This window comes from uncultured Pseudomonas sp. (genome assembly GCF_913774235.1).
Classification (GTDB): domain Bacteria; phylum Pseudomonadota; class Gammaproteobacteria; order Pseudomonadales; family Pseudomonadaceae; genus Chryseomonas.
Map to the genome: position 1 here is coordinate 183,386 of NZ_CAJYDW010000002.1, position 24,556 is coordinate 207,941.

23 protein-coding genes are annotated in these 24,556 nt (G+C 65.7%); 7 read left to right on the top strand and 16 right to left on the bottom strand.

Features of this window, described 5'->3' with window-relative positions; translation table 11 throughout:
• Position 1: 1 nt before the first annotated feature.
• The 9 genes from zigA to QZ471_RS01515 all read right to left on the bottom strand — a co-directional run bounded on the left by zigA (position 2) and on the right by QZ471_RS01515 (position 8,129).
• The gene (zigA, locus tag QZ471_RS01475) at positions 2-1,231 is read right to left on the bottom strand and encodes a zinc metallochaperone GTPase ZigA (protein WP_295460541.1); all 1,230 of its coding nucleotides are present in this window, start codon (positions 1,229-1,231) and stop codon (positions 2-4) included.
• Positions 1,232-1,439: 208 nt separating this feature from the next.
• On the bottom strand, positions 1,440-2,174 hold the full coding sequence (locus tag QZ471_RS01480; RefSeq protein WP_295460542.1) for an SDR family oxidoreductase: 735 nt from the start codon (positions 2,172-2,174) through the stop codon (positions 1,440-1,442).
• A gap of 221 nt (positions 2,175-2,395) precedes the next feature.
• On the bottom strand, positions 2,396-3,646 hold the full coding sequence (locus QZ471_RS01485; protein WP_295460543.1) for an MSMEG_0569 family flavin-dependent oxidoreductase: 1,251 nt from the start codon (positions 3,644-3,646) through the stop codon (positions 2,396-2,398).
• A gap of 14 nt (positions 3,647-3,660) precedes the next feature.
• On the bottom strand, positions 3,661-3,990 hold the full coding sequence (locus QZ471_RS01490; protein WP_295460544.1) for an MSMEG_0570 family nitrogen starvation response protein: 330 nt from the start codon (positions 3,988-3,990) through the stop codon (positions 3,661-3,663).
• 1 nt (position 3,991) lies between these two features.
• Positions 3,992-4,978 (bottom strand): sll0787 family AIR synthase-like protein, encoded by a 987-nt coding sequence (locus tag QZ471_RS01495; protein WP_295460546.1) that lies wholly within the window; start codon positions 4,976-4,978, stop codon positions 3,992-3,994.
• Positions 4,968-5,531 (bottom strand): MSMEG_0567/Sll0786 family nitrogen starvation N-acetyltransferase, encoded by a 564-nt coding sequence (locus tag QZ471_RS01500; RefSeq protein ID WP_295460547.1) that lies wholly within the window; start codon positions 5,529-5,531, stop codon positions 4,968-4,970. Before QZ471_RS01500 ends, QZ471_RS01495 begins: the two co-directional genes overlap by 11 nt.
• Before the next feature lie 12 nt (positions 5,532-5,543).
• Complete coding sequence (locus QZ471_RS01505) at positions 5,544-6,623, bottom strand: MSMEG_0568 family radical SAM protein (protein ID WP_363286467.1); 1,080 nt, start codon at positions 6,621-6,623, stop codon at positions 5,544-5,546.
• A gap of 4 nt (positions 6,624-6,627) precedes the next feature.
• Positions 6,628-7,572: a Nit6803 family nitrilase gene (locus QZ471_RS01510; protein ID WP_295460549.1), complete on the bottom strand. Its 945-nt coding sequence runs from the start codon at positions 7,570-7,572 to the stop codon at positions 6,628-6,630.
• Positions 7,573-7,646: 74 nt separating this feature from the next.
• A complete protein-coding gene (locus tag QZ471_RS01515; RefSeq protein ID WP_295460550.1) occupies positions 7,647-8,129 on the bottom strand; it encodes an MSMEG_0572/Sll0783 family nitrogen starvation response protein in 483 nt (160 codons plus the stop codon).
• Between the two features lie 239 nt (positions 8,130-8,368).
• Here QZ471_RS01515 and QZ471_RS01520 point away from each other — a divergent pair, with 239 nt between their 5' ends.
• The 6 genes from QZ471_RS01520 (at position 8,369) to QZ471_RS01545 (ending at position 15,458) form a co-directional block, all read left to right on the top strand.
• Positions 8,369-10,279 carry a sigma 54-interacting transcriptional regulator gene (locus tag QZ471_RS01520; RefSeq protein WP_295460552.1) on the top strand — a complete coding sequence of 637 codons (1,911 nt, stop codon included), beginning with the start codon at positions 8,369-8,371 and terminating at the stop codon, positions 10,277-10,279.
• A gap of 249 nt (positions 10,280-10,528) precedes the next feature.
• On the top strand, positions 10,529-11,776 hold the full coding sequence (locus QZ471_RS01525) for a dienelactone hydrolase family protein (protein ID WP_295460553.1): 1,248 nt from the start codon (positions 10,529-10,531) through the stop codon (positions 11,774-11,776).
• Positions 11,777-11,780: 4 nt separating this feature from the next.
• Positions 11,781-12,575 carry an SDR family oxidoreductase gene (locus tag QZ471_RS01530; protein ID WP_295460554.1) on the top strand — a complete coding sequence of 265 codons (795 nt, stop codon included), beginning with the start codon at positions 11,781-11,783 and terminating at the stop codon, positions 12,573-12,575.
• 76 nt (positions 12,576-12,651) lie between these two features.
• Positions 12,652-13,890: a styrene monooxygenase/indole monooxygenase family protein gene (locus QZ471_RS01535; protein ID WP_295460574.1), complete on the top strand. Its 1,239-nt coding sequence runs from the start codon at positions 12,652-12,654 to the stop codon at positions 13,888-13,890.
• Positions 13,891-13,900: 10 nt separating this feature from the next.
• Positions 13,901-14,428, top strand: a complete 528-nt coding sequence (locus tag QZ471_RS01540) for a flavin reductase family protein (RefSeq protein ID WP_295460555.1) — start codon at positions 13,901-13,903, stop codon at positions 14,426-14,428.
• A 97-nt stretch (positions 14,429-14,525) separates the two neighbouring features.
• A complete protein-coding gene (locus QZ471_RS01545; RefSeq protein WP_295460556.1) occupies positions 14,526-15,458 on the top strand; it encodes a transporter in 933 nt (310 codons plus the stop codon).
• A gap of 674 nt (positions 15,459-16,132) precedes the next feature.
• On the opposite strand, the gene antC is transcribed toward QZ471_RS01545, so the two are convergent.
• From antC to antA, 3 genes are read right to left on the bottom strand one after another with little or no spacing between them, the layout of a single operon-like run.
• Complete coding sequence (gene antC / locus QZ471_RS01550) at positions 16,133-17,167, bottom strand: anthranilate 1,2-dioxygenase electron transfer component AntC (protein WP_295460557.1); 1,035 nt, start codon at positions 17,165-17,167, stop codon at positions 16,133-16,135.
• Between the two features lie 10 nt (positions 17,168-17,177).
• Complete coding sequence (antB, locus tag QZ471_RS01555) at positions 17,178-17,669, bottom strand: anthranilate 1,2-dioxygenase small subunit (RefSeq protein WP_295460558.1); 492 nt, start codon at positions 17,667-17,669, stop codon at positions 17,178-17,180.
• Positions 17,666-19,054, bottom strand: a complete 1,389-nt coding sequence (gene antA, locus QZ471_RS01560; protein ID WP_295460559.1) for an anthranilate 1,2-dioxygenase large subunit — start codon at positions 19,052-19,054, stop codon at positions 17,666-17,668. Before antA ends, antB begins: the two co-directional genes overlap by 4 nt.
• 180 nt (positions 19,055-19,234) lie before the next feature.
• On the opposite strand from antA, the gene QZ471_RS01565 reads away from it, so the two are divergent.
• The gene (locus QZ471_RS01565) at positions 19,235-20,212 is read left to right on the top strand and encodes an AraC family transcriptional regulator (RefSeq protein ID WP_295460560.1); all 978 of its coding nucleotides are present in this window, start codon (positions 19,235-19,237) and stop codon (positions 20,210-20,212) included.
• Here QZ471_RS01565 and QZ471_RS01570 read toward each other — a convergent pair.
• From QZ471_RS01570 to QZ471_RS01585, 4 genes are all read right to left on the bottom strand, one after another.
• Entirely contained in the window at positions 20,209-21,240 is a 1,032-nt protein-coding gene (locus tag QZ471_RS01570) for an AraC family transcriptional regulator (RefSeq protein WP_295460561.1), read from the bottom strand. The genes QZ471_RS01565 and QZ471_RS01570 overlap by 4 nt on opposite strands.
• A 221-nt stretch (positions 21,241-21,461) precedes the next feature.
• Complete coding sequence (locus QZ471_RS01575) at positions 21,462-22,415, bottom strand: LysR family transcriptional regulator (protein WP_295460562.1); 954 nt, start codon at positions 22,413-22,415, stop codon at positions 21,462-21,464.
• A gap of 91 nt (positions 22,416-22,506) precedes the next feature.
• Positions 22,507-24,027 (bottom strand): tripartite tricarboxylate transporter permease, encoded by a 1,521-nt coding sequence (locus QZ471_RS01580; protein WP_295460563.1) that lies wholly within the window; start codon positions 24,025-24,027, stop codon positions 22,507-22,509.
• Complete coding sequence (locus tag QZ471_RS01585) at positions 24,024-24,542, bottom strand: tripartite tricarboxylate transporter TctB family protein (protein ID WP_295460564.1); 519 nt, start codon at positions 24,540-24,542, stop codon at positions 24,024-24,026. The genes QZ471_RS01580 and QZ471_RS01585 overlap by 4 nt, the downstream gene beginning before the upstream one ends.
• Positions 24,543-24,556: the final 14 nt, after the last annotated feature.

The window sequence follows — 24,556 nt, forward strand, 5'->3', positions numbered from 1 at the left end:
CTCAGTGGGGGGCGGAGGCCTGGGGCCAGTCGCTGAAGGGATTGTGCAGCTTCACCCAGGCCTCGGGGCCGGCGGCGAGTTCGCGGTCGGTGAGCAGGCAGGCGTCCAGGCGCGCGCGCAGGGCGCCTTCGTTCATGTCCATGCCGATGAGCACCAGTTCCTGACGGGCGTCGCCGACGCCTTCGTGCCATTTCTCCTTGATGATGGCGACGGTCTCTTCATCCTCTGGCCATTGTTCGGGCGGTACCGCGGCCCACCAGCGACCGGCCACGCCGTGACGGGCGACGGCGCCGGCCTGGGACCAGGTGCCGGCATGGGCCGGATGGCTGGCCAGCCAGAAATAACCCTTGGAACGGACCACGCCAGGCCACTCCTCCGCGACCAGAGCGAAGAAGCGCTCGGGATGGAAGGGGCGGCGTGCCTGGTAGACGAAGCTGGTGATGCCGTATTCCTCGGTTTCCGGGGTGTGCTCACCGCGTAGCTCCTGCAACCAGCCGGGGGCCTTGGCGGCTTCGTCGAAATCGAACAGGCCGGTCTGCAGCACCCGCTCCAGGGGGACGGCGCCAAAGCTCGCCAGTTCCAGCCGGGCACGGGGATTGAGGCTGTGCAGGATGGCCAGCAGGCGATCACGGTCTTCGGAGCCGATCAGATCCAGCTTGTTCACCACGATGACATCGCAGAATTCGATCTGCTCGATCAGCAGGTCGACCACGGTGCGTTCGTCTTCCTCGCCGAGGGATTCGCCGCGTGACTGCAGGGAGTCGCTGGAGGCGTAGTCACGCAGGAAGTTGAAGGCATCGACCACGGTGACCAGGGTATCGAGCTGGGCGACGTCGCCGAGGCAGCGGCCGTCTTCGCCGGCGAAGGTGAAGGTTTCGGCCACCGGCAGCGGCTCGGAGATGCCGGTGGATTCGATGACCAGTTGATCGAAGCGACCATCCCGGGCGAGGCGTTCCACTTCCAGCAGCAGGTCTTCACGCAGGGTGCAGCAGATGCAGCCATTGCTCATCTCCACCAGCTTTTCCTCGGTGCGCGAAAGCTCGGCGCCACCGTCGCGGACCAGGGCGGCGTCGATGTTGACCTCGGACATGTCGTTGACGATGACCGCCACTCGGCGACCTTCGCGGTTGTTGAGGATGTGATTGAGCAGGGTGGTCTTGCCGGCGCCGAGAAAGCCGGAGAGCACGGTGACGGGGAGTTTCTTGCTGGGGAGGGCGGCTTGGGCGGTCATGGTTTTCACGATTGAGAATCGATGGAGGGGCGCATTCCCTTAGTAGGAATAAGGGAAATTTAAAACACGTTATAACATAACATTTTCGAGGTGTAAGTACGCCGTCGCGGAGATAGCCCATGGCAACGGTAGGGCTACTGGTGTGCCACTCTTTTCCTTGCGGCGACTCGGTTCGTCGAGCGCCTTCTCGGCAAGGCGCGACGATGGCTCAGACGTGCTGGCCACCATTGATATGAATCTCGGCGCCGTTGATATAGCAGGAACGCTCGCTGCAGAGGAAATAGATGGTCTCGGCCACTTCATCGGGAGTGCCCAGACGCTTGAGTGGCACTTCGGCTTCCACCAGGCCGTCGGTGCCGGGTGAGAGGATGGAGGTGGCGATCTCGCCCGGGGCGATGGCGTTGGCGCGCACGCCGCGCGGGCCGAACTCGTGGGCCAGTTCGCGGGTGAGGGCGGCGAGGCCGGCCTTGGAGGCGGCGTAGGCCACCCCGGCGAAGGGATGGACCCGCGAGCCGGCGATGGAGGTGACGTTGACGATGCTGCCCTGGGCCGCTTCCAGTTCCGGCAGCAGCGCGCGGGCGAGCAGGGCGGTGGAGACCAGGTTGACGTTGAGCACGTGGGTCCAGGTCTCGGCATCGGACGCGAGTACGCCGAGACGGCTACCATCGGCGCCCTTGGGTGAGATGCCGGCGTTGTTGACCAGGGCGTGCAGCTTGCCGCTGGGCAGGCGCTCGCGAACGGTGGCGACCAGGCGATCGATCTGCGCGAGGTCGGCAAGATCGGCCTGGATGTGGGCGTCGCGGGCTTCCGGCCAGGCGCACTCTTCAGAGAAGGGCTGCCGGGAGACGGTGAGCAATCGCCAACCCAGGTTGCGGAACAGCTTGACCGTGGCGTGGCCGATACCGCGGCTGGCGCCGGTGAGCAGCATGGTGCGTTGCGTCATGTGGAGCTCCGGATTGCAGCACAGAGGCCAAGGTCGGGCAGCATAATGGCTCCGACCACTGACAAGCCGGTTCACTATGCCGACGCAGAGCCTAGGCGGCAATCGCAGGTGGCAAGACCTCACCGCTGGCGGACGGCGAGGTCTTGGGTATCTTCCGCGGCGGGTGCCTGCAAATCGGTGGGCGGCGGTCTTGGCTACAGACCGCCTACGTCCTGGCGCTATCAGAGCTGCCGAGAGCCCTGCTTAAGGACGGCTAATCGGCTCAACTGCGCCACCAGGTACTCCGCATCGCGCGCCACGCCGCTGAAGCGTCCGGAGCCCCAGGTGTGCAGCCAGGGCAGTCCGAGGAAGTACAGGCCCGGTTGCGCGGTAACACCGCGGGTGTGGCCCGGATAGCTGCGTCCATTGAAGACCGGTACATCCACCCAACTGAAATCGGGCTGGAAGCCGATGCACCAGATGACGCTGGTGATGCCGGCACTACCCAGGTCCAGGGTGGTGGGCAAACCTTCGGGACGCCACAGGGGCTCGTAGGGAGCGCCTGGCGGAGCGTCGATACTGTTCTGGGCGATGTACTGGTCGATGCTGGCATTGATGCGGTTGTAGACGGCATCCGCCGCATCCAGCTTGGCCGCCAGATCCGCGGAGAACGTCAGCACCTCGCCTTCCAGGCCGTTCAGCCGCCCGAAGAGCTGCATGCCTTCCAGGGCGAAGCGGCGCAGATCGATGTCGCGGCCACCGTCGCGCCCGGTGACGTAATGGTTGGTGTTGTCGCGCACGCCTTCGCGCAGCGGGTGGGTGTCGACGCCGATTTCGTAGTAGCCCATCTCGGCCAGCCAGTCGACGACATCCTTGCCGCGATAGTGACGGGCACAGCGCGGCGCATCGCCGACGGCGAGATACACCTGGCGGCCGGCAAGGTGCAGGTCCTCGGCAATCTGGGCGCCCGATTGACCAGAGCCCACCACCAGCACCGCACCGGGCGGCAAGGTCTCGGCGTTGCGGTATTGCTCGGAATGGAGCTGGACGATAGACGCCGGCAGGCGTTCGGCCAGCCGGGGGATGATCGGGGTGTGATAGCCACCGCTGGCCACGATCACCTGATCGGCGCTGAATTCCCCAGCGCTGGTGTCGAGTCGATACCCACCCTCTGGGCGCGTCACCAGGCGCTGGACCGTGACCCCCTCCCGCACCGGCGCCTGGACCTTGGCGATGAAAGCATCCAGGTAGGCGATGATGTCGGCTTTCCTCATGAAGCCGTGGGGATCGGGGCCGTCGTAGGGATGGCCTGGCAAGGCGCACTGCCAGTTGGGCGTCACCAGGCAGAAATTGTCCCAGCGCTGATTGCGCCAGGTATGGGTCAGGGAGTGCTTTTCCAGCACCAGATGATCGATATCCTGTTGCTGCAGGTAGTAGCTGGCGGACAGCCCGGCCTGGCCACCGCCGACGACAATGGCGCTGTAATGGGTCATGCGCAATTCCTCGTTCAGATATCGCCGCAGGCAGCCGGGTTGCCGGTTGTCCGGCCCTGCTGCTGGAGTTCGAGCACCTCGACCTGCAGGTCATCGCCATCGGCATAGGCGCGTGCCTGCCGGCGCAACTCGCTCAGGCTGTCCATGGCGGAGCTGCAGTAGAAGCCCTTGACCTCCTTGACCCGCTCGGAGGCGGCGTGCAGACCACTTTCGGCGCGCTGCAAGAATTCGCTCAGGGGGTAGCGCCGACCGCTTTCCAGGTGCCGGCCAATGCTGGTCGACGGGGAATAAGCGGTGCTTTCCTGGCCGTCGGGCCAGCGCAGGCGAATGATGACGGCGGGCATATCAGAGCTCCTCGGCCTGGCTGAAGCCGGTGAAAGAAAAGTCGTGCAGATTCCAGAATTCGGCGCATTGCTGGTCCAGTTGAACGGTTAGCCGGGCGCTGGCGTCGATCCGGCCGATGGCCGCACAGTGCAGGCCTTCCCGGGCGAAGGCCGAGCTGACGGACGCCAGATCCTGGTCGGCGAGGGTCAGCAGGAAGCCGTAGCTCGGGAAGGCGCGCAGCCAGCGTTCCAAGGGAGCGTTGGCGGGGCGTGGAACCTTGGCAAGGTCGATCTGGGCGCCACAACCGGTGGGCTCGAGCAGCATCAGCAGCGTGCCCAGCAATCCGGCATTGCTGATGTCCTTGGCCGCTTGCAGCAGACCGGCCTCGGCCAACTGCGGAATGACCTCGAGCTTGGCGCGCAGGCGGGCCGGCGCGACCTCTTCGAAGGCCTTCCAGTAGGGGGCGTCGCCGTGCCAGCGGCCGTCGAGATCGGCCACCATGGCCAGGCACTGGCCGGGGCGTACATGCAGGGTCGACAACAGGCGACGGGCCCAGCCGGTGATGGCCACCGCCAGGGCGGTCGGATGCTCGGGGCCCCGGCTGGTATGGCCGCCGGCCAGGTGCACGCCATAGGCCTGGCAGGCCGCGCGAATGCCGGCGAGCAGCTGGTCCGCCGCGGCCGGGTCGTGATGCCAGTAGGCGTTGACCACGGCGGTGGCGCGCCCGCCCATGGCGGTGATGTCGCTGACATTGGCCATCACCGCCGACCAACCGGCGAACCAGGGTGCCTGGGCGACGAAGTGCGGCAGCATGCCTTCGATGGCCAGCAACAGATACTGATCACCGCAGCGCAGGGCCGCGGTGTCGTCACCGGGCAAGGCGTAGCGCGCCTCGTCTTCGCCCCCCGTTGCAGCAAATGCCAGGGCGGGACGCTGGATCGCCTGCTTGGAGAGCATGGCATCGCTATCCTTCAGCGAGTCGAGCAGCACGGCCAGGTCAAGCGTCATGACGTCGACTCCGCGATGGGACCAGCGCCACCTGGCGGGGCAGGATGGGATAGCAGCCCAGGCGCGCCTGCATCAGTACGTGGGGATGCCCCAGGAGCTCCAAGGTGGCGCGGGTGTCCCAGTGCAGCTTGTGGAAGTAGCTTTCATTGGCCTGTTGGACCGTGGCCAGGAAGGTCTGGCAACCCAGGTCGAGGGCGCGTGATACCGCCTCGTTGACCAGTGCCTTGCCGATCATGCTGTGGCGGCGGTAGGCCCGTTCCACGCACAGGCGACCGCCATACCAGACGCCTGGCGACTCCTGGTAAATGCGCACGGCGCCAACGATCTGCTCGGGCATCCCGTAGTGATGGGTGACGGCCACGATAGGAAGGGCGCCGAAGTCTCTAGCGTCGCGATCCTGTTCCAGTAAACGCTGCTCGTCCGAGAAGACCGCACGGCGCAGGGCATAGTAGCCGGCGCGCTCCCAGACCTCGGTCGCCGGCTTGACCAGCAGGTCGCCGGCAAGGAAGTCGCTGAAGGTATCGTTGGTCAAGGCAAAGGCATGTTCGGCCATGGACGTTTCCTCTTACTCGTGGCGCTTGAGTGCCGAACAGGCGCCACACTTGGCGCAGCCGGCCTTGATCTGCTCGGAGTGCAGGCCATGGCGGCGCAGGCTGGCACCCACCCGTGGATACAGGCGTTGCATGAAGGCGCTGTCCGGCTTGGGGTGCCCGGCCAGCGGCGTGCCGTCGATGGGCACGAAGGGCACCACGAAGGGGTAGACGCCCAGGGCGGCCAGCCGCTCGCTCATGGCGGCGATGGCATCCTCGCTGTCGCCCAGACCCGCCAGGATGTAGGTGCTGACCTGACCGTGGCCGAACACCTTGACCGCGGCCTCGAAGGCGCTGAAATAACGCGTCAGGGGTACCTCGGCCTTACCGGGCATGATGCGCTGCCGGACGCTGTCGGTGACGGCTTCCAGGTGCATGCCCAGGGAGTCCACGCCGCTGTCCTTGAGGCGGGTGAACCAGCGGTCGTCGTCAGGAGGCTCGCATTGCGCCTGGATCGGTAGCTCGACCGCCGCGCTCACGGCCGCGGCGGATTCGCAAAGGATCGCCGCGCCGCGATCCGGGGTCTGGGGCGTGCCGGTGGTCATCACCAGGTGCTTGACGCCGTCCAGCGCCACCGCGGCCTTGGCCACCGCGGCCAGTTGCGCGGGACGCTTGCGGGCGATGGTCTTGCCGGCGGCGAGCGACTGATCGATAGCGCAGAACTGGCAGGCGCTGGCGGTATCGTTCTTGCGGATGCAGTGTTGCAGCAGGGTGGTGGCCAGCACGTCCCTGCTGTGCAGGGTGGCGATTTTCCAATAGGGAATGCCGTCGTCGGTACTCAAGCCGTAGAACCGCGGCACGCGTGGCAATTCGACCCGGCCGATCTCGTGGCCTTCGCGGAAAATCAGCGCTTGGGCGCCACTGGCGTCCGGTACGGCACTGTAGGGGGAGTCCAGCGAGGCGGTATTGAGCATCGGTACCATGGCCGTGTGCTCACCCAGGCTGAGTGCCTTGTGGTCGGAAGGGCCGGCGCCGCCCTTACGGGCCAGACCATCGGCGCCTTGCCAACGCACACCGTGGCATTGCAGCTCGGCGAGCAGGTCGCTGGCGATCACTTGGCTATTCATGGCTGGTCACCCCGCTGCGCTCCTGGACATGGGGGGCGGGACGCCGGTCGATCAACAGGCTCAGCAGTTCGGGCCGGCTGTAGTGACCGACCGAATCCATCATGCGTTTGCGCTTGTCGATCAAGGCGAAGTCGAGGTCGGCGATGATCGCGCCCTCACCCTCGGTCTTCTGCGCCAGCACCTTGCCTTCGGGGCTGACGATGGCGCTGAAGCAGCCGCCGGAAATCGGTTCGAGCGGGCAGCCGGTGTCGGCCATGATTCGCGCCTGTTGCTCGGCGTCCAGCCAGGCGGTGGCATTGACGACGAAGCAGCCGCTTTCCAAGGCATGGTGGCGGAGAGTGGCCTCCATCTGTTCGGCGAAGATCGGACCGACCAGGGAGCCGGGGAACATGGCGGCGTGGATCTGCTCGCCATCGGCCATCAGCGCATAGCGTGCCAAGGGGTTGTAGTGCTCCCAGCAGGCAAGCGCCCCGATGCGGCCCACGGCGCTGTCGACGGCGCGTAGCCCGGAGCCGTCTCCCTGCCCCCAGACCATGCGCTCGTGATAGGTGGGCGTGATCTTGCGCCGGTGCTGGATCAGACTGCCGTCGGCATCGAACAGAAGCTGGGCGTTGTAAATAGTGCCGCCGTCGCGTTCGTTGACGCCGATGCAGGCAACGATCTGCGCCTCGCGGCAGGCCTCGGCCAATTGCTGGGTCACGTCGCTGGGAATCGTCACCGATTCCTGCAGCAGTTGCAGATGCTGCTTGCCCATGGTGAAAGGCGGCTGCACGAAGGAGAAATAGGGGTAATAGGGCACCACGGTTTCCGGAAAAACCGCGAATTGCACCCCGTCGCGACCGAGTTCGAGGAGTTGCTGACAGAGCTTGTCGACGGTGCCCTGGCGCGAGTAGAGCTGAGGGCTGAACTGCACGGCGGCGGCGCGAATGACGGTCATGCTGAGGTTCCGATGAGCGAGGAGAAGGCCCCCGTGCCGACGCCTTTGGCCGCCACGGGGAGTCCGCATACGCCTCAGGCGGTCCAGGTGTCGATGATCAGCGCGCCTTCACGACGCATCAGCAGGCGCAGGTCCATCACGTCCAGGGGGTTGATCGGACGAATGCCTTCGATCAGGGCCTTTTCCGTCTGGCCGTACAGGGCTTGCAGGGCGAAACGGCAGGCATAGACCTCGCCACCTTCGCCGATGAAGGCCTTGATCTGGTTGTTGACGGCCAGGTGGCCGGGGAAGGCTTCGGCGCCCAGGGTCGGGAAGCCGCGTTGGACGCCGAGCTGGACGCCCGGTCCGTAGAGCAGGATCTTGGTTTCGAAGCCCTTGCGCAGCAGGCGCTTGGCCTGCAACAGATTGACCAGGCCGATGGAGCCTTCGAAGGCGATGGTGTGGAAGGTCAGCAAGGCCTTTTCGCCCGGCTCGGCCTTGACGTCTTCGAAGACCTTCTCTTCGTAGTTGACCAGGAAGTCACCATCTTGGTACTGGGCAATGTCCACGGTGGGCATGGGTGTTATCTCCGCTAGGGTCACGAGGGCGATCGCCGGAAGTGGCGATTCGGTCTGCCTAGGTAAGAGCGAAGGACGTGCCAGCCTGGATAGATATTCTCTGAAGAACGCTAGGTCTTTGATTAGGTTGGAGTTGCCGGTCTGATACGGTTTTTTCTGGGTCTTTCTGCCTCTGTTCGGTGGCTACGCAAAGGCGTAGAACTACGACTTTTCGTACTGACCGCTGCGAGATTCCGTAGATGATCGAGACCGATTGCCTCACCGACTGGGCTGATCTGGCGTATTCCTCTCGCCATATGGTGTTCGAGCATTGTGCGGATGCCATCGTGCTGCTCGATCCCTATGCGGATCGTTTCGGTGACCTGAACGTCGCGGCGTGCCAGTTGCTAGGCTATCCGCGGCAGAACCTGCTGACCCTGCCGGTGAGCAAGCTGTTCGGTCATCAGTTGGCCGATCTCATCGTGTTCAGCCAGGCCGTGATCGAAAAGGGCCGCGGCTGGACCGACAACCTGAGCTGCACCGGCAAGAATGGCGAGCGCCTGCAGCTGGAGATCACCGCGACCAGCCTGCACCTCAAGGGGCGGCAGCAACTCATCCTGGTGCTGCGCGAGCAACGGCGCCAGCGTTTCCATCTGGATCAAGCGGAGACCGAGCGCACCATGCGCGGTGGGTTGATCGAATGGCGCAACATTCTCAACCTGTTCAAGGAGACCGAGCGCGACAACCAGCTGTTGCTCAGCGCCGTCGGTGACGGCATCTACAGCATCAATTGCGAGGGGCTGGCCACCTTCGTCAATCCGGCGGGCGCGCGCATGCTCGGCTGGGAGCCGGAAGACATGATCGGCAAGAACATCCATCTGATCCATCACCACAGCCATGCCGATGGCTCGCACTATCCGGTCGAGGAATGCCCGATCTATCGCGCCGTACACGATGGCGTGGTCCACGAAGGCCGCCAGGAAGTCTTCTGGCGGCGGGACGGCAGTTGTTTTCCGGTGGAATTCACCAGTACCCCGGTGATCTCCGAGAGCAAGCTGGTCGGGGCGGTGGTGGTGTTCCGCGACATCACCGAGCGCCGCAACATGGAACGGCAGCTGACGCATGCCTTGGAGGAGTTGCAGCAACTCAAGCAACGCCTCGAAGAGCAGAACGCCTATCTCCAGGAAGAAATCCATATCGAGCACAACTACCGTGAGCTCGTCGGGCAAAGCGAGCCGATCCTGAAGATCATCAAGCAGATCGATGTGGTTGCGCCTACCGATGCCAGCGTCCTGATCCATGGTGAATCGGGCACCGGCAAGGAACTGATCGCCCGGGCCATCCACCAGGCCAGTCGGCGCAGTGCCCAGCCGCTGATCCGGGTCAATTGCGCGGCGATCCCGGCCGAACTGTTCGAGAGCGAATTCTTCGGCCATATCCGCGGGGCGTTCACCGGGGCGGTGCGTGACCGGGTCGGGCGCTTCGAATTGGCGGACGGCGGAACCCTGTTCCTCGACGAGATCGGCGAGATCCCCCTCGACCTGCAGAGCAAGTTGCTGCGCGTTCTGCAGGAAGGTCAATTCGAGCGCGTCGGCGAAGAGCGGACGCGCAAGGTGGATGTCCGTATCGTGGCGGCGACCAATCGCAACCTGCGCGAGGAGGTCCAGGCCAAACGTTTTCGCGAAGACCTGTATTTCCGCCTGAATGTCTTCCCTATCCATTCACCCGCATTGCGGGAACGGCCGGTGGACATAGCGCCCCTGGCGCTACACTTCATCAGCGAGATCGGCAAACGCCTGAATCGCCCCGGTCGACGCCTGCGAGCGGTGGATCTGGCGCGGCTGCAACGCTATCCCTGGCCGGGCAACATCCGCGAATTGCAGAACGTCATCGAGCGGGCCTTGATCACCGCGCAGGATCACCAGCTCAGTATCGATCTACCGGAGGAGGGCGGCGGAATGGCGCCACGGCGTGTCGTCGTCGAATCGAATGCGGCGATTCTGACCGAGACGCAACTGCGCGAACTGGAGCGCGAGAACACCCTGGCGGCGTTGCGGGCCTGCCAGGGCAAGCTCTTCGGCAAGGAAGGTGCCGCGCAACTGCTCGGGATGAAACCCACGACCCTGGCCTCTCGACTCAAACGGCTGCAGATCGATACCGGTCAGCTGTAGTGCGGGCATCGCGCTATGGAGCCGCTGGAAGGACGCCAGTGATCGCTGGTCGCTGGTGGCGGAGATCGCTGTTCGGTAGTCCGTGCTCCGCTGCGGGAGTTGATCCAGCCAGACGCGCGCTTACGGGTAGGGGGATGGCGCCGCGTAATTAGCTGCGCCGAGGGGATGGTCGCGGCAGTCTGCGGACAGCTCGACCGGCCCCTCGCGCCGAAGATGGCTCCAGACCTGAGCAACCTGGAGTCTCTCGCGATGACCGGATCCTTCATTCAAGTGCCGACCCCTGCCGGCACCTTCGATGCCTACTTCGTACCCTCCATCGACGGTCGCGGCCCGGGTATCGTCCTGTGCCAGGAGATTTTCGGCGTCAATGCCGCCATGCGTGTCGTGGCCGATCAGTTGGCTGAAGAGGGCTACAGCGTGCTGGTGCCCGACCTCTACTGGCGCCAGGCGCCGCGCATCGAACTGGGCTACACCCCTGAGGATTTCGACAAGGCGTTCGGCCATTACCAGGCCTTCGACGAGGGCCTGGGTGTGGTCGATATCGGCGCCGCCCTGACGCACCTGCGCACCCTGCCCGAGGTGAGCGACGCCGGCCTCGGCGTGGTGGGCTACTGCCTGGGTGGCAAGCTGGCCTACCTGGCAGCCTGCCGGCTGCCCGAGGTGGCCTGCGCCGTCGGCTACTACGGGGTCGGCATCGAAAAGGCGTTGGAAGAACTGGAGGGTCTGCGCGGGCGTCTGGTGCTGCACTTCGCCGAAGCCGATCAGTTCTGTCCGGCACCGGCGCGGGAAGCCATCCTGGCGGCCCTGGCCGAGCGGCCAGGTACCGAGGGTTACGTCTACCCCGGCGTCGACCATGCCTTCGCCCGGCCCGCCGGCCATCACTACGACAAGCCCGCCGCGCTGCTGGCCCATGAGCGCACCATCGCCGCGCTGCGCCGCACCATCGGCCCCGACTACAACCTCTCGGCGCTGTGGGAAGAGCACATCCGCCACGAATTCGCGACCCGCGACGTACCGGCGACCATGGCCACCATGGTGCCCGAGCCCTACGTCAACCATATCCCGACCATGACCGGCGGGGTCGGCTACCGCGAGCTGGCGCGCTTCTATCGCTACCACTTCGTGCATGGCAATCCCAAGGACATGAAGCTCACGCCGATCTCGCGCACCGTGGGTGCCTCGCAGATCGTCGACGAATTCGTCATGAGCTTCACCCACGACGAAGCCATCGACTGGATGCTGCCGGGCGTGTCCCCCACCGGTCGCTACGTCGAGATCCCCATGCTGGGGGTGGTGAAGTTCCGCGGGCCCAAGCTCTACCACGAGCACATCTATTGGGATCAGGCCAGCGTGCTGGTGCAGATCGGCCTGCTCGACCCCGAGGGCCTGCCGGTGGCGGGCGTCGAGACGGCGCACAAGCTGCTCGACGAGACCCTGCCGTCCAACACCCTGATGCCGAGCTGGGCTTCCAGCGCCGGCAAGTCCATCGAGGAGTGAGGCCATGAGTCTGCATTCCCTCGACGGCAAGACGGTGGTCATCAGCGGCAGCGCCACCCTGATCGGCCAAGCGGTGGCCGAGACACTGGCCGCGGCGGGCGCCCGGGTGGCTCTGCTGGACATAGACCCGAATGGCGCGGCCGGTGCCGAGGTGCTCGGCGAAGCGGCCTTCTTCCAGACCGTGGACCTGACCGATGACGCGGCCTTGGCGCTCGCGGTAGCCGCCATCCGCGAACGCTTCGGCGCGGTGGCCGGTCTGGTCAACCTGGCCTGCACCTATCTCGACGATGGCCTGGGGTCGCCGCGCGCTGACTGGCTCAAGGCGCTGGACGTGAATCTGGTATCGGCGGTGATGCTGGCCAAAGCCCTGCACCCCGACCTCAAGGCGCGGCGCGGGTCTGTGGTCAATTTCACCTCCATTTCCGCCGACTGTGCCCAGACCGGGCGCTGGCTCTACCCGGTGTCCAAGGCGGCGCTCAAGCAACTCACCCGCAGCATGGCGCTGGACCTGGCGCCGGACGGCATCCGCGTCAACTCCGTCTCGCCGGGCTGGACCTGGTCGCGGGTGATCGCCGAGGTCAGCGGCGGGGATCGCGCCCACGCCGACCGCGTCGCCGCCGACTTCCACCTGCTCGGCCGCCTCGGCGAGCCGGCGGAGGTGGCCCAGGTGGTCGCCTTCCTCTTGTCGCCGGCGGCGAGTTTCGTCACCGGCGCCGACTATGCCGTGGACGGCGGTTATTCGGTCATGGGACCGGAGCGCAACCGGCCGGCCATTCCACGCCTCGCCGAACGGGAGTGATGCCATGCAGAACCCCTTCTGGCGCCTGTTCAACGGCTTCACCCCCACCCGCAACTCGACTCCCCGGAGAACCTCCATGCGTCGTATCGCCATCGTCGGGGCCGGCCAGGCCGGCCTGCAATTGGGCCTGGGTCTGCTCGCCCAGGGCTACCATGTCACCCTCACCACCAACCGCACCGGCGAGCAGGTGCGCGCCGGCAAGGTCATGTCCAGCCAGTGCATGTTCAACACCTCGCTGCAGACCGAGCGCGACCTGGGGCTGAACTTCTGGGAAGACCAGTGCCCCGCGGTGGAAGGCATCGGCCTGGCCGTTCCCGATCCCGTGCACCCTGACCGCCCGGCCTTCCAGTGGAGCGCCCGCCTGGAGCGCTATGCCCAGGCGGTGGACCAGCGCCTGAAGATGCCGGCCTGGATGGACGAGTTCGAGCGCCGCGGTGGCGAGTTGATCATCCAGGACGTCGGCCTGGCCGAGCTGGAAACCCTGAGTGCCAGCCACGACCTGACCCTGCTGGCCGCCGGCAAGGGCGAGGTGGTCAACCTGTTCGCCCGGGATACCGAGCGCACCGTCTTCCAGCAGCCGCAACGCGCCCTGGCGCTGACCTACGTGAAGGGCATGACGCCCATGTCGCCCTATTCGCGGGTGGCCTTCAACCTCGTCCCCGGCGTGGGCGAGTACTTCGTCTTCCCGGCCCTGACCCTGAGCGGACCCTGCGAGATCATGGTCTTCGAAGGCATCCCCGGCGGCCCCATGGACTGCTGGCAGGACGTCACCTCGCCGGAGCAGCACCTGGAGCGCAGCCTGGAGATCGTCCGTCGCTTCGCACCCTGGGAGGCCGAGCGCTGCCGGAACCTGGAGCTGACCGATGCCGGCGGCGTGCTGGCCGGGCGCTTCACGCCTATGGTGCGCAAGCCGGTGCTGCGCCTGCCCTCCGGCCGGCCGGTATTCGGCATGGCCGACGCCCTGGTGGTCAACGATCCCATCACCGGCCAGGGTTCCAACAATGCCGCCAAGTGCAGCAAGGTCTACCTGGAGGCCATCCTCGCCCAGGGCGATGCGGCCTTCACGCCCGAATGGATGCACCAGACCTTCGAACGCTACTGGGACTATGCCGGCCAGGTGGTGAAGTGGACTAACAGCCTGCTGACCCCGCCGCCACCGCACATCCTCGACCTGCTCGGCGCCGCCAGCCAGTCCCAGGCCATCGCCGCGAACATCGTCAACGCCTTCGACGATCCCCGGCGTTTCGCGCCCTGGTGGTTCGAGGCGGATGCCTGCCAGAGCTTCATCCGTGAACATCTGAGCCAGGCCGCCTGAGGAACTCGCCATGACCCTAGACACACTCGAACTCATCGCCGCCGACCCCACCAATCCGCGCGCCTTGCGCAACCTGCTGGGGCAGTTCGCCACCGGCGTCACCGTGATCACCACCCGCGGTCGCGATGGCCGCAAGGTGGGCATGACCGCCAATTCCTTCTCCTCGGTGTCCCTGGAGCCGCCGTTGGTGCTCTGGAGCCTGGCGCGCCAGGCGCCGAGCCTGCCGGACTTCCTGGCCGCCAGCCACTTCGCCATCCACGTACTGGGCAGCGATCAGCACCAGCTCTCCGGCCACTTCGCCCGGCCGGCGGAGGACAAGTTCGCCGGCATCGCCCACGTCGAGGGCATCGCCGGGGTACCCCTGCTGGAGGAGGCCGTGGCCACCCTGATCTGCCGCAACCACGTCCAGTACGAGGGCGGCGACCATCTGATCTTCCTCGGCGAGATCGAGCACTACCGACACAGCGGCGGAGAACCGCTGGTCTTCCACGCCGGCCAGTACCGGGTCGCCAGCGCGCATCCGGCGCTGAGCGCCTGAGCCTCAGCAGCGCCCCTCGAGACCACTCGATCGGCGGGCGCTGCCCTTTCGAATCTGCCTTTCGCGAGCACGAACAGCCGTATTCAAGGAGCCTTGCATGACCCGGATTCGCTATCTTTCCCTCGCCGGTGCCCTGGTGGCCGGCGCCGCCCAGGCCTATGACCTACCGGTGGTCAATCTTGGCCTCACCAGCTTTCTCGACGGCGGCCTGCCCGCGGGCAACGGCTGGTACCTGCAGCAGTATTTCCAGAACTACAGCAGCCATCGGCTGACGGACCAGCACGGCGACAAGCTCGGGCTGCCGAAGACCCAGCTGGACTACCAGGTATCGGTGACCCAGCTCAGCTACGTATCGGACCTGCGCCTGGGCAACGGCAACCTGGGTCTGAACATGCTGCTGCCGGTGGTGACGCGAATGAAGGTCGACGACGGCCTGAACAACGCGGCGCTCAAGGACCAGGGTGGCGTTGGCGATCTGCTGATAGGGCCCTTCATCCAGTTCGATCCGGTGATGGGTGCCAATGGCCCGCGGTTCGTCCAGCGGGTCGAGTTCCAGATCAACGTGCCCACCGGCGAGTACGACCGCGACAAGGACATCAACCCCGGCAACCATGCCTGGTCGCTGGACCCCTACTGGGCCGCCACCTACTGGTTCACCCCGAATTGGACCTTCTCGGTGCGCGCCCACTACCTCTACAACTTCAAGAACGACAAGCCGAACTACGCCTTCGGCGATGCCTCCGACATCCAGGCCGGCCAGGCGCTGCACGCCAACTTCGCTACCGAATACGCCGTCACCCCGCAACTACGCCTGGGCATCAACGGCTATTGGCTCAAGCAGATCAGCGATACCCAGGTCGACGGCCACGACGTCTCCGGACGCCGCGAGAAGGTCTGGGCCATCGGCCCCGGCGCCCTGTACAGCTTCTCCAAGAACGACCACCTGGTGGCCAACGCCTATTTCGAGCAGGACGCGGAGAACCGTCCGGAGGGCAGTCGGGTGCAGGTGCGCTACATCCATCACTTCTGACCGGACGGAGTTCAGCTCCCTTCGTCCACTTTCAAGCCTGCCGGGGATGGCAGGCTTTTTTTTGCTTGGCGTTTGGGCGGGAAGCCCAACCAAGGGCATGTCCAGGCGGTCCAGATACAGCGGCAGACGATACGGGGTGGCGCCGGAGGTGTTGGTCCTGTTGGTTTTGGACGGTGGCGCCGTCTCATTCCAACCTCCGGTCCATCGAGGCCCTGGCGGCCCGGCGTTGCGACCGCTCCTACAGCATCACCTGCTTCTGTAGACGTCGGGATAACCGTAGCGTGGAAAACGGCGCAGCCTTTTCCACTGGGAATCCGCTGCGAGGTGTGCCCTCACCCCAACCCTCTCCCGAAGGGAGAGGGGGCTGGCCGAGCCGGCATTCGGCTTCCTCAGCCCCGGTAAGATCCTGGTCCTCGCTTTGGTAACGACTGTCTTGGGACTACCATGGCCGCGATGGAGCGTTGGCTGCCATGGGCCGCGGTAGGTTCGGCTGAGCGCAGCAAAGCCCGACAGAGACGTCTCGCCAAGCGATCCAGGCCAAGGTAGTAGACACCTATTGCTGCCGCTGGACGAGAGGGTTGTCGGGCTTCGACGGTAAAGCTGTTTCAGCCTTACCTACAAAAGCGAAGCCCGACAGGCGAGCTGTCGGGCTTCTTGGATGAGTCTGCGCAGCGTTAACGCGTCGACGCACTCTGCAAAAACTTCTCGCTATACAGCCGCGTCTCCTCGCCCAACCCCTGCTGGTCGAGCCAGGTCTTGACCGCTTCGACCATGGGCGGCGGGCCGCAGAGGTAGAGGTCGCAGGCCTGGTCGGTGAGGAAGCGGCGGTCGAAGTGCTCGGGAATGTAGCCGCTCAGGCCCTGCCAGGCCGGACTCGGCTGGCTGACCACCGGTTGGTAGTCGAAATCGGCGATGCGCTCGCGGTAGGCCTCCAGGCGGGCGCCTTCGCAGAGATCCTGCTCCTGGGTGACGCCATAGAACAGTCGCACCGGCTGGCCGCAGCCGCCTTTTTCGGCCATCTCGTCGAGCATGCCGAGGAAGGCCGAGAGGCCGGTGCCGCCGGCCACCAGCACCAGCGGCCGTTCCACCTGGCGCAGGTAGAAGCTGCCCAGGGGCGCCTCCAGCTCCAGGGTCAGCCCTGGCTGGCAGCGCTCGCGCAGGAAGTTGCTCATCACCCCGTCCGGAAGCAGACGGATGAGGAATTGCAGCTGGTTCTGCGCATTGGGCCGATTGGCGAAGGAGTAGGCGCGCCAGTCATCGGTGCCGGGGATACGCAACCGCGCGTACTGGCCGGGCAGGAAGTGCAACTGCCGGGGCGCGGCGCTGGCGTCCAGGTGGAGGATGGCGGTGGTGGCCGAGACCAGCTCCACCGAGGTCACCTGGGCGCTGATGCGCTCCGGCTCGTCGGCGTGGCAGAGGCTGGAGTCGTGGTCGAAGTAGAAGGCGGCGTCGGAGGTCACCCGGGTCTGGCAGGCGAGTACCTTGCGTTGCGCCAGGTCCCGCTCGGAGAGGGCTTCCTCGTCGACGTAGTCCTGGCTGTAGGCGCCGGCTTCGCAGCGCCCCTGGCAGGTGCCGCAGACGCCTTCGCGGCAGTCCAGCGGCAGGCTGATGCCCTGGCGCAGGGCGGCGTCCAGCAGCAATTCGTTGGGCTTCACCGCGATGAACAGCGTCTTGCCGTCGGCGAAGCTCAGAGCGACGTTGTGGCTCATGGCGGTGGCCTCAGAGGTGATAGAAGTCGAGCACGGAGTTGATGGTGTCGTTGAGCAGCAGCACGTGCTTGCGGGTGATGCGGAAGTCGCCCGCCACCTCGCGCAGGTGATAGGTCACCTGGCCGTAGAACTGCTCGGAGACGCCATGCCGGGTATAGAGCGTCTGCCAGCCGGCGCGGACTTCCAGTTGGCCGTCGTCACGGGTGGCGACGCGCACGTTGCTGATCTGGTGCAGGGTGCGCGGCAGCGGCGTGGAGGCTGCCGACTTGCCGGTGCGCAGGCGGAACACCCGGTCCTCCAGGCCGGAGCGATCGGCGTAGTAGATATAGGAGAGTCCCTGGGTGGGGTCCTGCACGTATTCGTGCTCGCTGACCCACTGCGGCAGGTGGAAGACGCTGCCGGTGTCGAACAACTCCAGATAGGCGTCCCAGTCCTGGGCATCGCAGAGCGCGGCCTTGCGATAGAGGAACTGTTCCACGGCGTATTGCAGAGTCGGGTTCATGCCGACACCTCCGTCGGTTGCAGGGCCTTGAGCGCCAGACCATCGAGCAGGAAGCGCTGCCAGGCGCCGTGCTGGTTCACATAGAGGCCTTCATGGGTGAATTCGGTACCGGTGAGCACCGGCTGGATGCCCAGGGCCTCGCTGTTCACGGTGGGGCCGGCGGTCCAGCGGTGATGGCCGCGGGAGATGTCGTTCCAGCGCTCCAGGCGGGCCTGGAAGCCACGCTGGGCCTCGCGGAATTCCACCAGGTCGTCGGGCGTGCCCATGCCCGAGACGTTGAAGAAGTCCTCGAACTGGCGGATGCGATTGGTGCGGTCGGCCGGGGCCTCGCCCTTGACGCCAATGCACTGGCTGATGATCTCGGTCTTGTTCCAGGCCAGCGGCCGCACGATGCGCAGCTGGGAGCTGATCTGGTCCATGAAGAACAGGCTGGGGTAGATGTTGAGGTTGCGCAGGCGATGCATCATCCATTCGGCGCGGGCCTGGCCGTATTCCTCCACCAGGCGCGGCATGACGCTGGCGTAGCCGGGGCGCACGGTGGGGTTGGGCATGTCGCTGAACAGCAGGCTGTGGCCGTTCTTGAAGGAGAACCAGCCATCGTCGGTCTCGGCATCGCCGGCGCCGAGCTTGCTGTAGTCCAGGGTGCTGCTGGCGCTGCCTTTCTCGGCATTGACCTGCTGGCGGTGCTGCACGGTGGAGACGTAGTTGTAGTGCACGGTGCTGACGTGATAACCGTCGAGACCGTTCTCGTTCTGCAGCTTCCAGTTGCCGTCGTAGGTGTAGGTGGACTTGCCCGGCAGGATCTCCAGCTCGCCGGTGGGCGACTGGGCCACCATCATGTCGAAGAACACCTTGGCATCGCCCAGGTAGTCTTCCAGGGAGTCGCTGCCCTGGGTGTCGAGGCTGACGAAGACGAAGCCCTTGTAGCTCTGGATGCGCGCCTTTTTCAGCCCGCGGGTGGCCTTGTCGAAGCCATCGGGGTATTCGCCCGGTGCCTTGACCTTCGCCAGGCGGCCGTCGCTCTTGTAGCACCAGGCGTGGAAGGGACAGGTGAAGGTGGACTGGTTGCCGCGCGCCACGCGGGTGAGGGTGGCACCGCGGTGCTGGCAGGCGTTGATCAGCGCATGCAGCTCGCCGTTGCCATCGCGGGTGATGATCAGCGGTTGGCGACCGGCGCGCATCGTGACGAAGTCGTGGGGCTTGGCGATCTCGCTTTCGTGGCAGGCATAGATCCAGACCTTCTCGAAGATCAGCTCCATTTCCAGCTCGAACAGCTCGGGTTCGGTGAAGAGATCGCGGGCGATTCGGTAGACGCCGTCGGCCGGACGGAAGTCCAGGCAACCTTGGATGTAGTCCTGCCATTGGGCAATGCTGCGGATGCTCATCAGGGGTGTCCTCTAGGGTGAGACTCGCCTCGATTGAAGCCCCGCCACCCCAACCCCTCTATCCGCTTTTTCGCTGATCGCTAGCCGGATTTTTTCGCTCGCCGGACTGGCCTGCACTCTGCGGATAGTGGCGGCGGCACGCGGCGTGCAGCATGGAACCAGCCAGCGGAGGAGCTCAGCATGCAGCAGACGAATTTCGAGGTGCAGACGCACAGTGGCCAGGTCGCCGAGGCCTGTCGCTGGATGAGCGCAATGGCCGGTCCGCATCGCCTGGAAACCCGCAGCGGCGCCGAGTTGAGTTTCCATCACCAAGGACTGCGACTGCCGGGCCGGGCCACGGTACTGGGGCGGATCGGCTATGGCGCCGCGGTGCAGATCGGCATCGACGCCCTGGATGCCTACAGCCTCAGCCTGCCGCTGCAGGGGCGCCAGTCGCTGGCCAGCCGCGGCGCGCGCGTGCGTTCCGACAGCCAGTGCGGAATGGTCGTCGCGCCCCACGAATGGCAGCGGCTGGACATGGCCGCCGACTGCCTCAAGTTGCAGGTGGTGATCCGCCGCGAAGCCCTGCAGGAGGTGGCGGAGGGCCTGCTAGGCCGGCCACTGGCGGCGCCCCTGAGCTTTGCCGGCGAGATGGAACTGGCGCGCCCGGCGGTCGCGGCCTGGTGGCAGGGCGTGCGCCAATTGCTGGACGGCTGGAGCGCTGTCCAGGCGCTCTACGGCCAGCCGGCGCTGGCCAATGATCTGGAGGTGATGCTGCTCAAGGGCCTGCTGTTGGCGCAGCCACACAATTATTCCGCGGCTCTGGAAGAAGGCGTGGGGACCGGCTATCCCGAATTTCTCCTGCGGGCGCGGCGTTATCTCGAAGCCCAGGCGCGGGAGAATCCCTCGCTGGAGAGCCTGGAGCGCGTGGCCGGGGTGTCCCGGGCCAAGCTCTACGCCAGCTTCCGCCGCTATCACGGCCAGCCGCCCATGGCCTATCTCAAGCGGCTGCGACTGGAAGAGGTACGGCGTCTGCTGCTGGCGCGTCGTGAGGGCGCCAGCGTCTCGCGCATCGCCCTGGATTGGGGCTTCGAACACCTGGGGCGCTTCGCTAGTGACTACCGCCAGGCGTTCGGCGAGACGCCGTCGCAGACCCTGGCGGGACGGCGTCTCAACTAGCCGGAGAGCGCTCCGCGAAAGCGGCGGGTTTCCGAAGGAGACTCGCCATAGCGACGCTTGTATTCCTGGGCGAAGCGACCGAGGTGGGCAAAGCCCCACTTGTAGGCGGTGTCCGTCACCGATTCCACCCGCCCGCTGCGCAGTTCTTCGTTGACCCGCTCCAGGCGCAGGTCGCGCAGATAGTGCATCGGCGTGGTGCCTCGGTAGGTGCGGAAGCCGGCGAACAGGGTACGCACGCTGACGCCGCCATGCTCGGCCAGGGTCTCCACGCTGAGCGGCTCGTGCAGGTGCTCGGCGATGTAGGCTTCGATGCGCTTGATGAAGTAGGGCGAGACGTTGCGCTCGCGGGTGCCCTCCAGCTGGCCGTGCAGCGAGTGCGGCTGGCCATAGAGCAGGGCATTGAGCAACGAGGATTCGAATTGCTTGAGCACCAGCGGCTGGTGGATTGGGTGCGCCGGATCGGCCAGGCCATCCATCAGCAGGCCGAGCAGTTGCAGGAAGTAGGCGCCGCCGGCCTGGCGAAGATCCAGGCGTGGATCGAATTGCGGCAGGCGACCCTCCTGCGGCAGATGCTGGGCGCAGTGATGCTCGATATCGGCACGCTCCAGGCGCAGCACCAGCTGGGCGGCGCCGCCATACCATCTCATGCGCACCGGCAACTCCGGCGACAATAGTGCGGCTACCTGCGGCGAAGACTGGAAATCCAGCGATCCACAGTGGATGTCGGCGCCCCCTGTCAGTGGGATCTGGATCAGGTAGAAGTCCTGTAGACACTGGGGGTCGATGTCGACATCGGTGCCGTATTCCAGGCGGTTGAGCGACAGCCGCCCGCGACTGACATGGTGCAGGCTGGCGCTGACCGCCTCACCGCGCTGGACCGGTTTCAGCTCATGGGGCTTGAAGACCTTGCTGACGCCCTGACAGGCCGCATCCCGGTCGGCGACCAGGAATTGCAGGCTGTTCGAGCAGAACAGGCTGGTCTGGCGAAAGCGTTCTCCGCTCTCGGAGGGCGTGACGTCTTGGGTCATTGTTACCTCCTTGCACACAGGCGTGGCCCCACGCACCCTTTTGTTTCCTCCAGAATGCAGCCAGTGGATAGCGGCTGCAGTCAGCGGATAATCAGTGGGCAGCGAGACTCGTTCTTGGCCAATCGCAGTCGGCCTTGGGAGGGATTTTGCAAGGGGCGGGCCAAGCGAGGCGTCTGGCAGAGGGTTTGGGGCGATCAGCGACCGAGGTAGTCGCGCTTCACTCAGACGTCGTCGTGGCGCAGCCGCCCATGCTCGCTGCGCACCGCCACCATGAAGGTCTGCATGGCCGAGGACTGCACCCGATGGCGCCGGCGGATCAACCCATAGGGCGGCAGTCGCGGCTCGAAGGCGATGGGCAATACCGCCAGCAGGTGGCGGCCGGGATAGTCGTTGACCACTGACAGCGGCGTGACCCCGAGCATGTCGGTCTGCTGGACCAGTGCCAGCAAGGTCATGATGGAGGTGGTCTCGACGATGCTGCCTGGGATGTCGACCCGGGCATCGTGGAAGGCCTGGTTGATGATGGCGCGCATCGGACTGGGATGCTGCTGCAGCACCCAGGTGTGCTCCTGCAATTCGCCCCAGGTGAGGTGAGTGGCCTGGGCCAGGGGATTCTGGGCGCCGGCGATCACGCAGAGCACCTCTTCGCCGAGGCTGTCGAACAGCAACTCTTCAGCGCGGGCGCCGGTGGGGATGCGGCCCAGCACCACGTCCAGTTGGTCCTGCAACAGCGCCTGGACCAGCACGTCGCTGGTATCCACCTGGATCGACATGGATAGCCGCGGATGGCTCTGCTTGAGCGTGGCGATGGTGCGGGTCAGCAGTCCCGAGGCCAGCGCCGGGATAGCGCCGATCGCCACCCGGCCGAGATTGCCCGATTCCAGCGCGACCAACTCCTCGCGCATGCCTGAGAGTTCGGCGAACACCATCCGCGCGTAGTAGATCATCGTCTCGCCAAAGGCCGTGGCGCGCATGCCCCGCGGCAGGCGCTCGAATAGCTCGACGCCCAACAGGCTTTCGATCTCATGGAGCATCTTGGTGGCCGCCGGCTGGGTCATCCCTATGTCGTCGGCGGCGCGGCGTAGGGAGCCGAATTCCGCCAGTGCCAGCACCAGCCGCAACTGGCGCAGGCGCAGACGGCTGTGGATGGTGTGGGCATCGGGAATGCGCGTCATGCTGGCGGACCTTGGGGCAGGGGGCCGGCTAGGGTAGCGCAGAAGCCTGGACCTGGCGCAGGCGGGCTTCGCCGCTGCCAGGCCGGTGCTTTCACGAGGGTCTTACCTTGGCTTGTGGTTGGCCTCGGCGCAGCACCTGAAGCCCCCGCGCCAGCAACGGCCAGCAGAGCATCAGCAGCGCGGCGGTGGTCAGGCTGCCCACCAGCGGGTTGGACCAGAAGATGCCCAACTGGCCATCGGAGAACAGCATCGACTGGCGGAAGGCGTCTTCGGCCTTGTCGCCCAGCACCGCTGCCAGCACCAAGGGGGCGATGGGGTAGCCGAGCTTCTTGAAGGCATAGCCGAGGATGCCGAAGCCGAGCATTAGCCAGACGTCGAACAGGCTGTTGTGCACCGAGTAGGCGCCAATCACGCAGACGGTGAAGATGATGGGCGCGATGATGCAGAAGGGGATGCGCAGGATGGCAGCGAACAGCGGCACCGTCGCCAGCACCACGATCAGGCTGACCACGTTGCCCAGGTACATGCTGGCGATCAGGCTCCAGACGAAGTCGTGCTGTTCGGCGAACAGGGTCGGGCCGGGGTGCAGGCCCCAGATCATCAGGCCACCCAGCATCACCGCGGCGGTGGCCGAACCGGGGATGCCCAAGGTTAGCATGGGCAGCAGGGCGCTGGTGCCGGCGCTGTGGTCGGCGGTTTCCGGGGCGATCACGCCCTCCAGTTCGCCCTTGCCGAAGCCTTCGCGGTTCTTCGAAAAGCGCCGGGCCAGGCTGTAGCTCATGAAGGAAGCGGCGGTGGGGCCGCCCGGGGTTACGCCCATCCAGCAGCCCACCAGGGCACTGCGCAGCCAGGTCAGCCAGTAGCGCGGCAACTGCTTCCAGGTGCCGAGTACTGTCCTCAGGGTGATGCGCGCCTGCTCGCCACGAAAGACCAGGCCTTCCTCCACGGTGCAGAGGATTTCGCCAATGCCGAACAGGCCGATCACCGCCACCTCGAAGCTGATGCCCGAGAGCAGCGCCGGCTGGTCGAAGGTGAGGCGCAGATTGCCAGAGACGGTATCCATGCCCACCGCCGCCATGGCGAAGCCGATCGTCATGGCTGCCACCGTCTTCAGCGGTGGATTCTTGCTCATGCCGATGAAGGTGCAGAAGGCCAGCAGGTAGACGGCGAAGAATTCCGGCGAGCTGAATTCCATGGCGAAGGCGGCGATGCGGCTGGAGAGGAAGGTCAGCAACAGCACCCCTACCAGGGCCCCCAGCAGCGCCGAGGTGAAGGCGGCCGTCAGAGCTTCGCCGGCACGCCCCTGGCGCGCCAGCGGATAGCCATCGAAGGTGGTGGCCACCGAAGAGGGCTCGCCCGGGATGTTGAACAGGATGGAGGTGATGGAACCGCCGAACAGCGCGCCCCAGTACATACAGGAGAGCAGGATGATGGCCGAGGTGGGGCTCATGGTGAAGGTCAGCGGCAACAGCAGGGCGACGCCATTGGGCGCGCCCAGGCCGGGCAGCACCCCGACCAGGATGCCGAGCAGCACGCCGATCACCATCAGGGCGATGTGGTGGAAGGACAGGATCATGCCCATGCCGTGCATCAGGGAGTCGAATTCGCTCATGGGGATTTCCTCAGCAGGACGGCCAAGTCGGCGAGCGGGCCGGCGTCCAGCGGCACCTTGAACCAGAGGGCGAAGATCAGGTAGCTGGCCAGGCTCACCCCACCGGCGGTGGCCAGGATCTGCAGCACCCCATAGCGACGCTGCCGCTGGCGATCGCGCGCCATGAACCAGGCGATGAACAGGAAGGCTGTGAGATAGAGGCCGAGCAGGGGCAGGGCGACGACGAAGGCCAGCATCGGCAGGAACACCCGCAGTACCTGGCCAAAGGCGGCGCGCTCGACGAAGGCCGTGCGCAGCGCCTGCCAGCGCCACAGGGTCTGCAGCGCCGTGGCCAGGCTGGCCAGGGCCAGCAGCAGGCCGATATAGAAGGGGAAGTAGCCCGGTTCCGGACCGGCATCGCCCCAGCCGATGCCCTGCTCCAGGCTGCCGACCATCACGATGCCGCCGAGCCCGGCGGTAAAGGCCGCCAGGCCAAGTTCCACCCAACGGGTGGCGATCAGGGAATCTCCGGCCATGGCCGTCTCTCCTG

Bases quoted from the DNA above. Each gene is read 5' to 3' on its own strand.
- QZ471_RS01490 (WP_295460544.1), bottom strand. From the start codon at position 3,990: ATGCCCGCCGTCATCATTCGCCTGCGCTGGCCCGACGGCCAGGAAAGC.
- QZ471_RS01480 (WP_295460542.1), bottom strand. From the start codon at position 2,174: ATGACGCAACGCACCATGCTGCTCACCGGCGCCAGCCGCGGTATCGGC.
- QZ471_RS01515 (WP_295460550.1), bottom strand. From the start codon at position 8,129: ATGCCCACCGTGGACATTGCCCAGTACCAAGATGGTGACTTCCTGGTC.
- QZ471_RS01570 (WP_295460561.1), bottom strand. From the start codon at position 21,240: ATGACCCAAGACGTCACGCCCTCCGAGAGCGGAGAACGCTTTCGCCAG.
- zigA (WP_295460541.1), bottom strand. From the start codon at position 1,231: ATGACCGCCCAAGCCGCCCTCCCCAGCAAGAAACTCCCCGTCACCGTG.
- QZ471_RS01580 (WP_295460563.1), bottom strand. From the start codon at position 24,027: ATGAGCGAATTCGACTCCCTGATGCACGGCATGGGCATGATCCTGTCC.
- QZ471_RS01485 (WP_295460543.1), bottom strand. From the start codon at position 3,646: ATGACCCATTACAGCGCCATTGTCGTCGGCGGTGGCCAGGCCGGGCTG.
- antC (WP_295460557.1), bottom strand. From the start codon at position 17,167: ATGAGCCACAACGTCGCTCTGAGCTTCGCCGACGGCAAGACGCTGTTC.
- QZ471_RS01530 (WP_295460554.1), top strand. From the start codon at position 11,781: ATGAGTCTGCATTCCCTCGACGGCAAGACGGTGGTCATCAGCGGCAGC.
- QZ471_RS01495 (WP_295460546.1), bottom strand. From the start codon at position 4,978: ATGACGCTTGACCTGGCCGTGCTGCTCGACTCGCTGAAGGATAGCGAT.
- QZ471_RS01510 (WP_295460549.1), bottom strand. From the start codon at position 7,572: ATGACCGTCATTCGCGCCGCCGCCGTGCAGTTCAGCCCTCAGCTCTAC.
- QZ471_RS01520 (WP_295460552.1), top strand. From the start codon at position 8,369: ATGATCGAGACCGATTGCCTCACCGACTGGGCTGATCTGGCGTATTCC.
- antA (WP_295460559.1), bottom strand. From the start codon at position 19,054: ATGAGCATCCGCAGCATTGCCCAATGGCAGGACTACATCCAAGGTTGC.
- QZ471_RS01545 (WP_295460556.1), top strand. From the start codon at position 14,526: ATGACCCGGATTCGCTATCTTTCCCTCGCCGGTGCCCTGGTGGCCGGC.
- antB (WP_295460558.1), bottom strand. From the start codon at position 17,669: ATGAACCCGACTCTGCAATACGCCGTGGAACAGTTCCTCTATCGCAAG.
- QZ471_RS01585 (WP_295460564.1), bottom strand. From the start codon at position 24,542: ATGGCCGGAGATTCCCTGATCGCCACCCGTTGGGTGGAACTTGGCCTG.
- QZ471_RS01540 (WP_295460555.1), top strand. From the start codon at position 13,901: ATGACCCTAGACACACTCGAACTCATCGCCGCCGACCCCACCAATCCG.
- QZ471_RS01535 (WP_295460574.1), top strand. From the start codon at position 12,652: ATGCGTCGTATCGCCATCGTCGGGGCCGGCCAGGCCGGCCTGCAATTG.
- QZ471_RS01565 (WP_295460560.1), top strand. From the start codon at position 19,235: ATGCAGCAGACGAATTTCGAGGTGCAGACGCACAGTGGCCAGGTCGCC.
- QZ471_RS01525 (WP_295460553.1), top strand. From the start codon at position 10,529: ATGACCGGATCCTTCATTCAAGTGCCGACCCCTGCCGGCACCTTCGAT.
- QZ471_RS01500 (WP_295460547.1), bottom strand. From the start codon at position 5,531: ATGGCCGAACATGCCTTTGCCTTGACCAACGATACCTTCAGCGACTTC.
- QZ471_RS01575 (WP_295460562.1), bottom strand. From the start codon at position 22,415: ATGACGCGCATTCCCGATGCCCACACCATCCACAGCCGTCTGCGCCTG.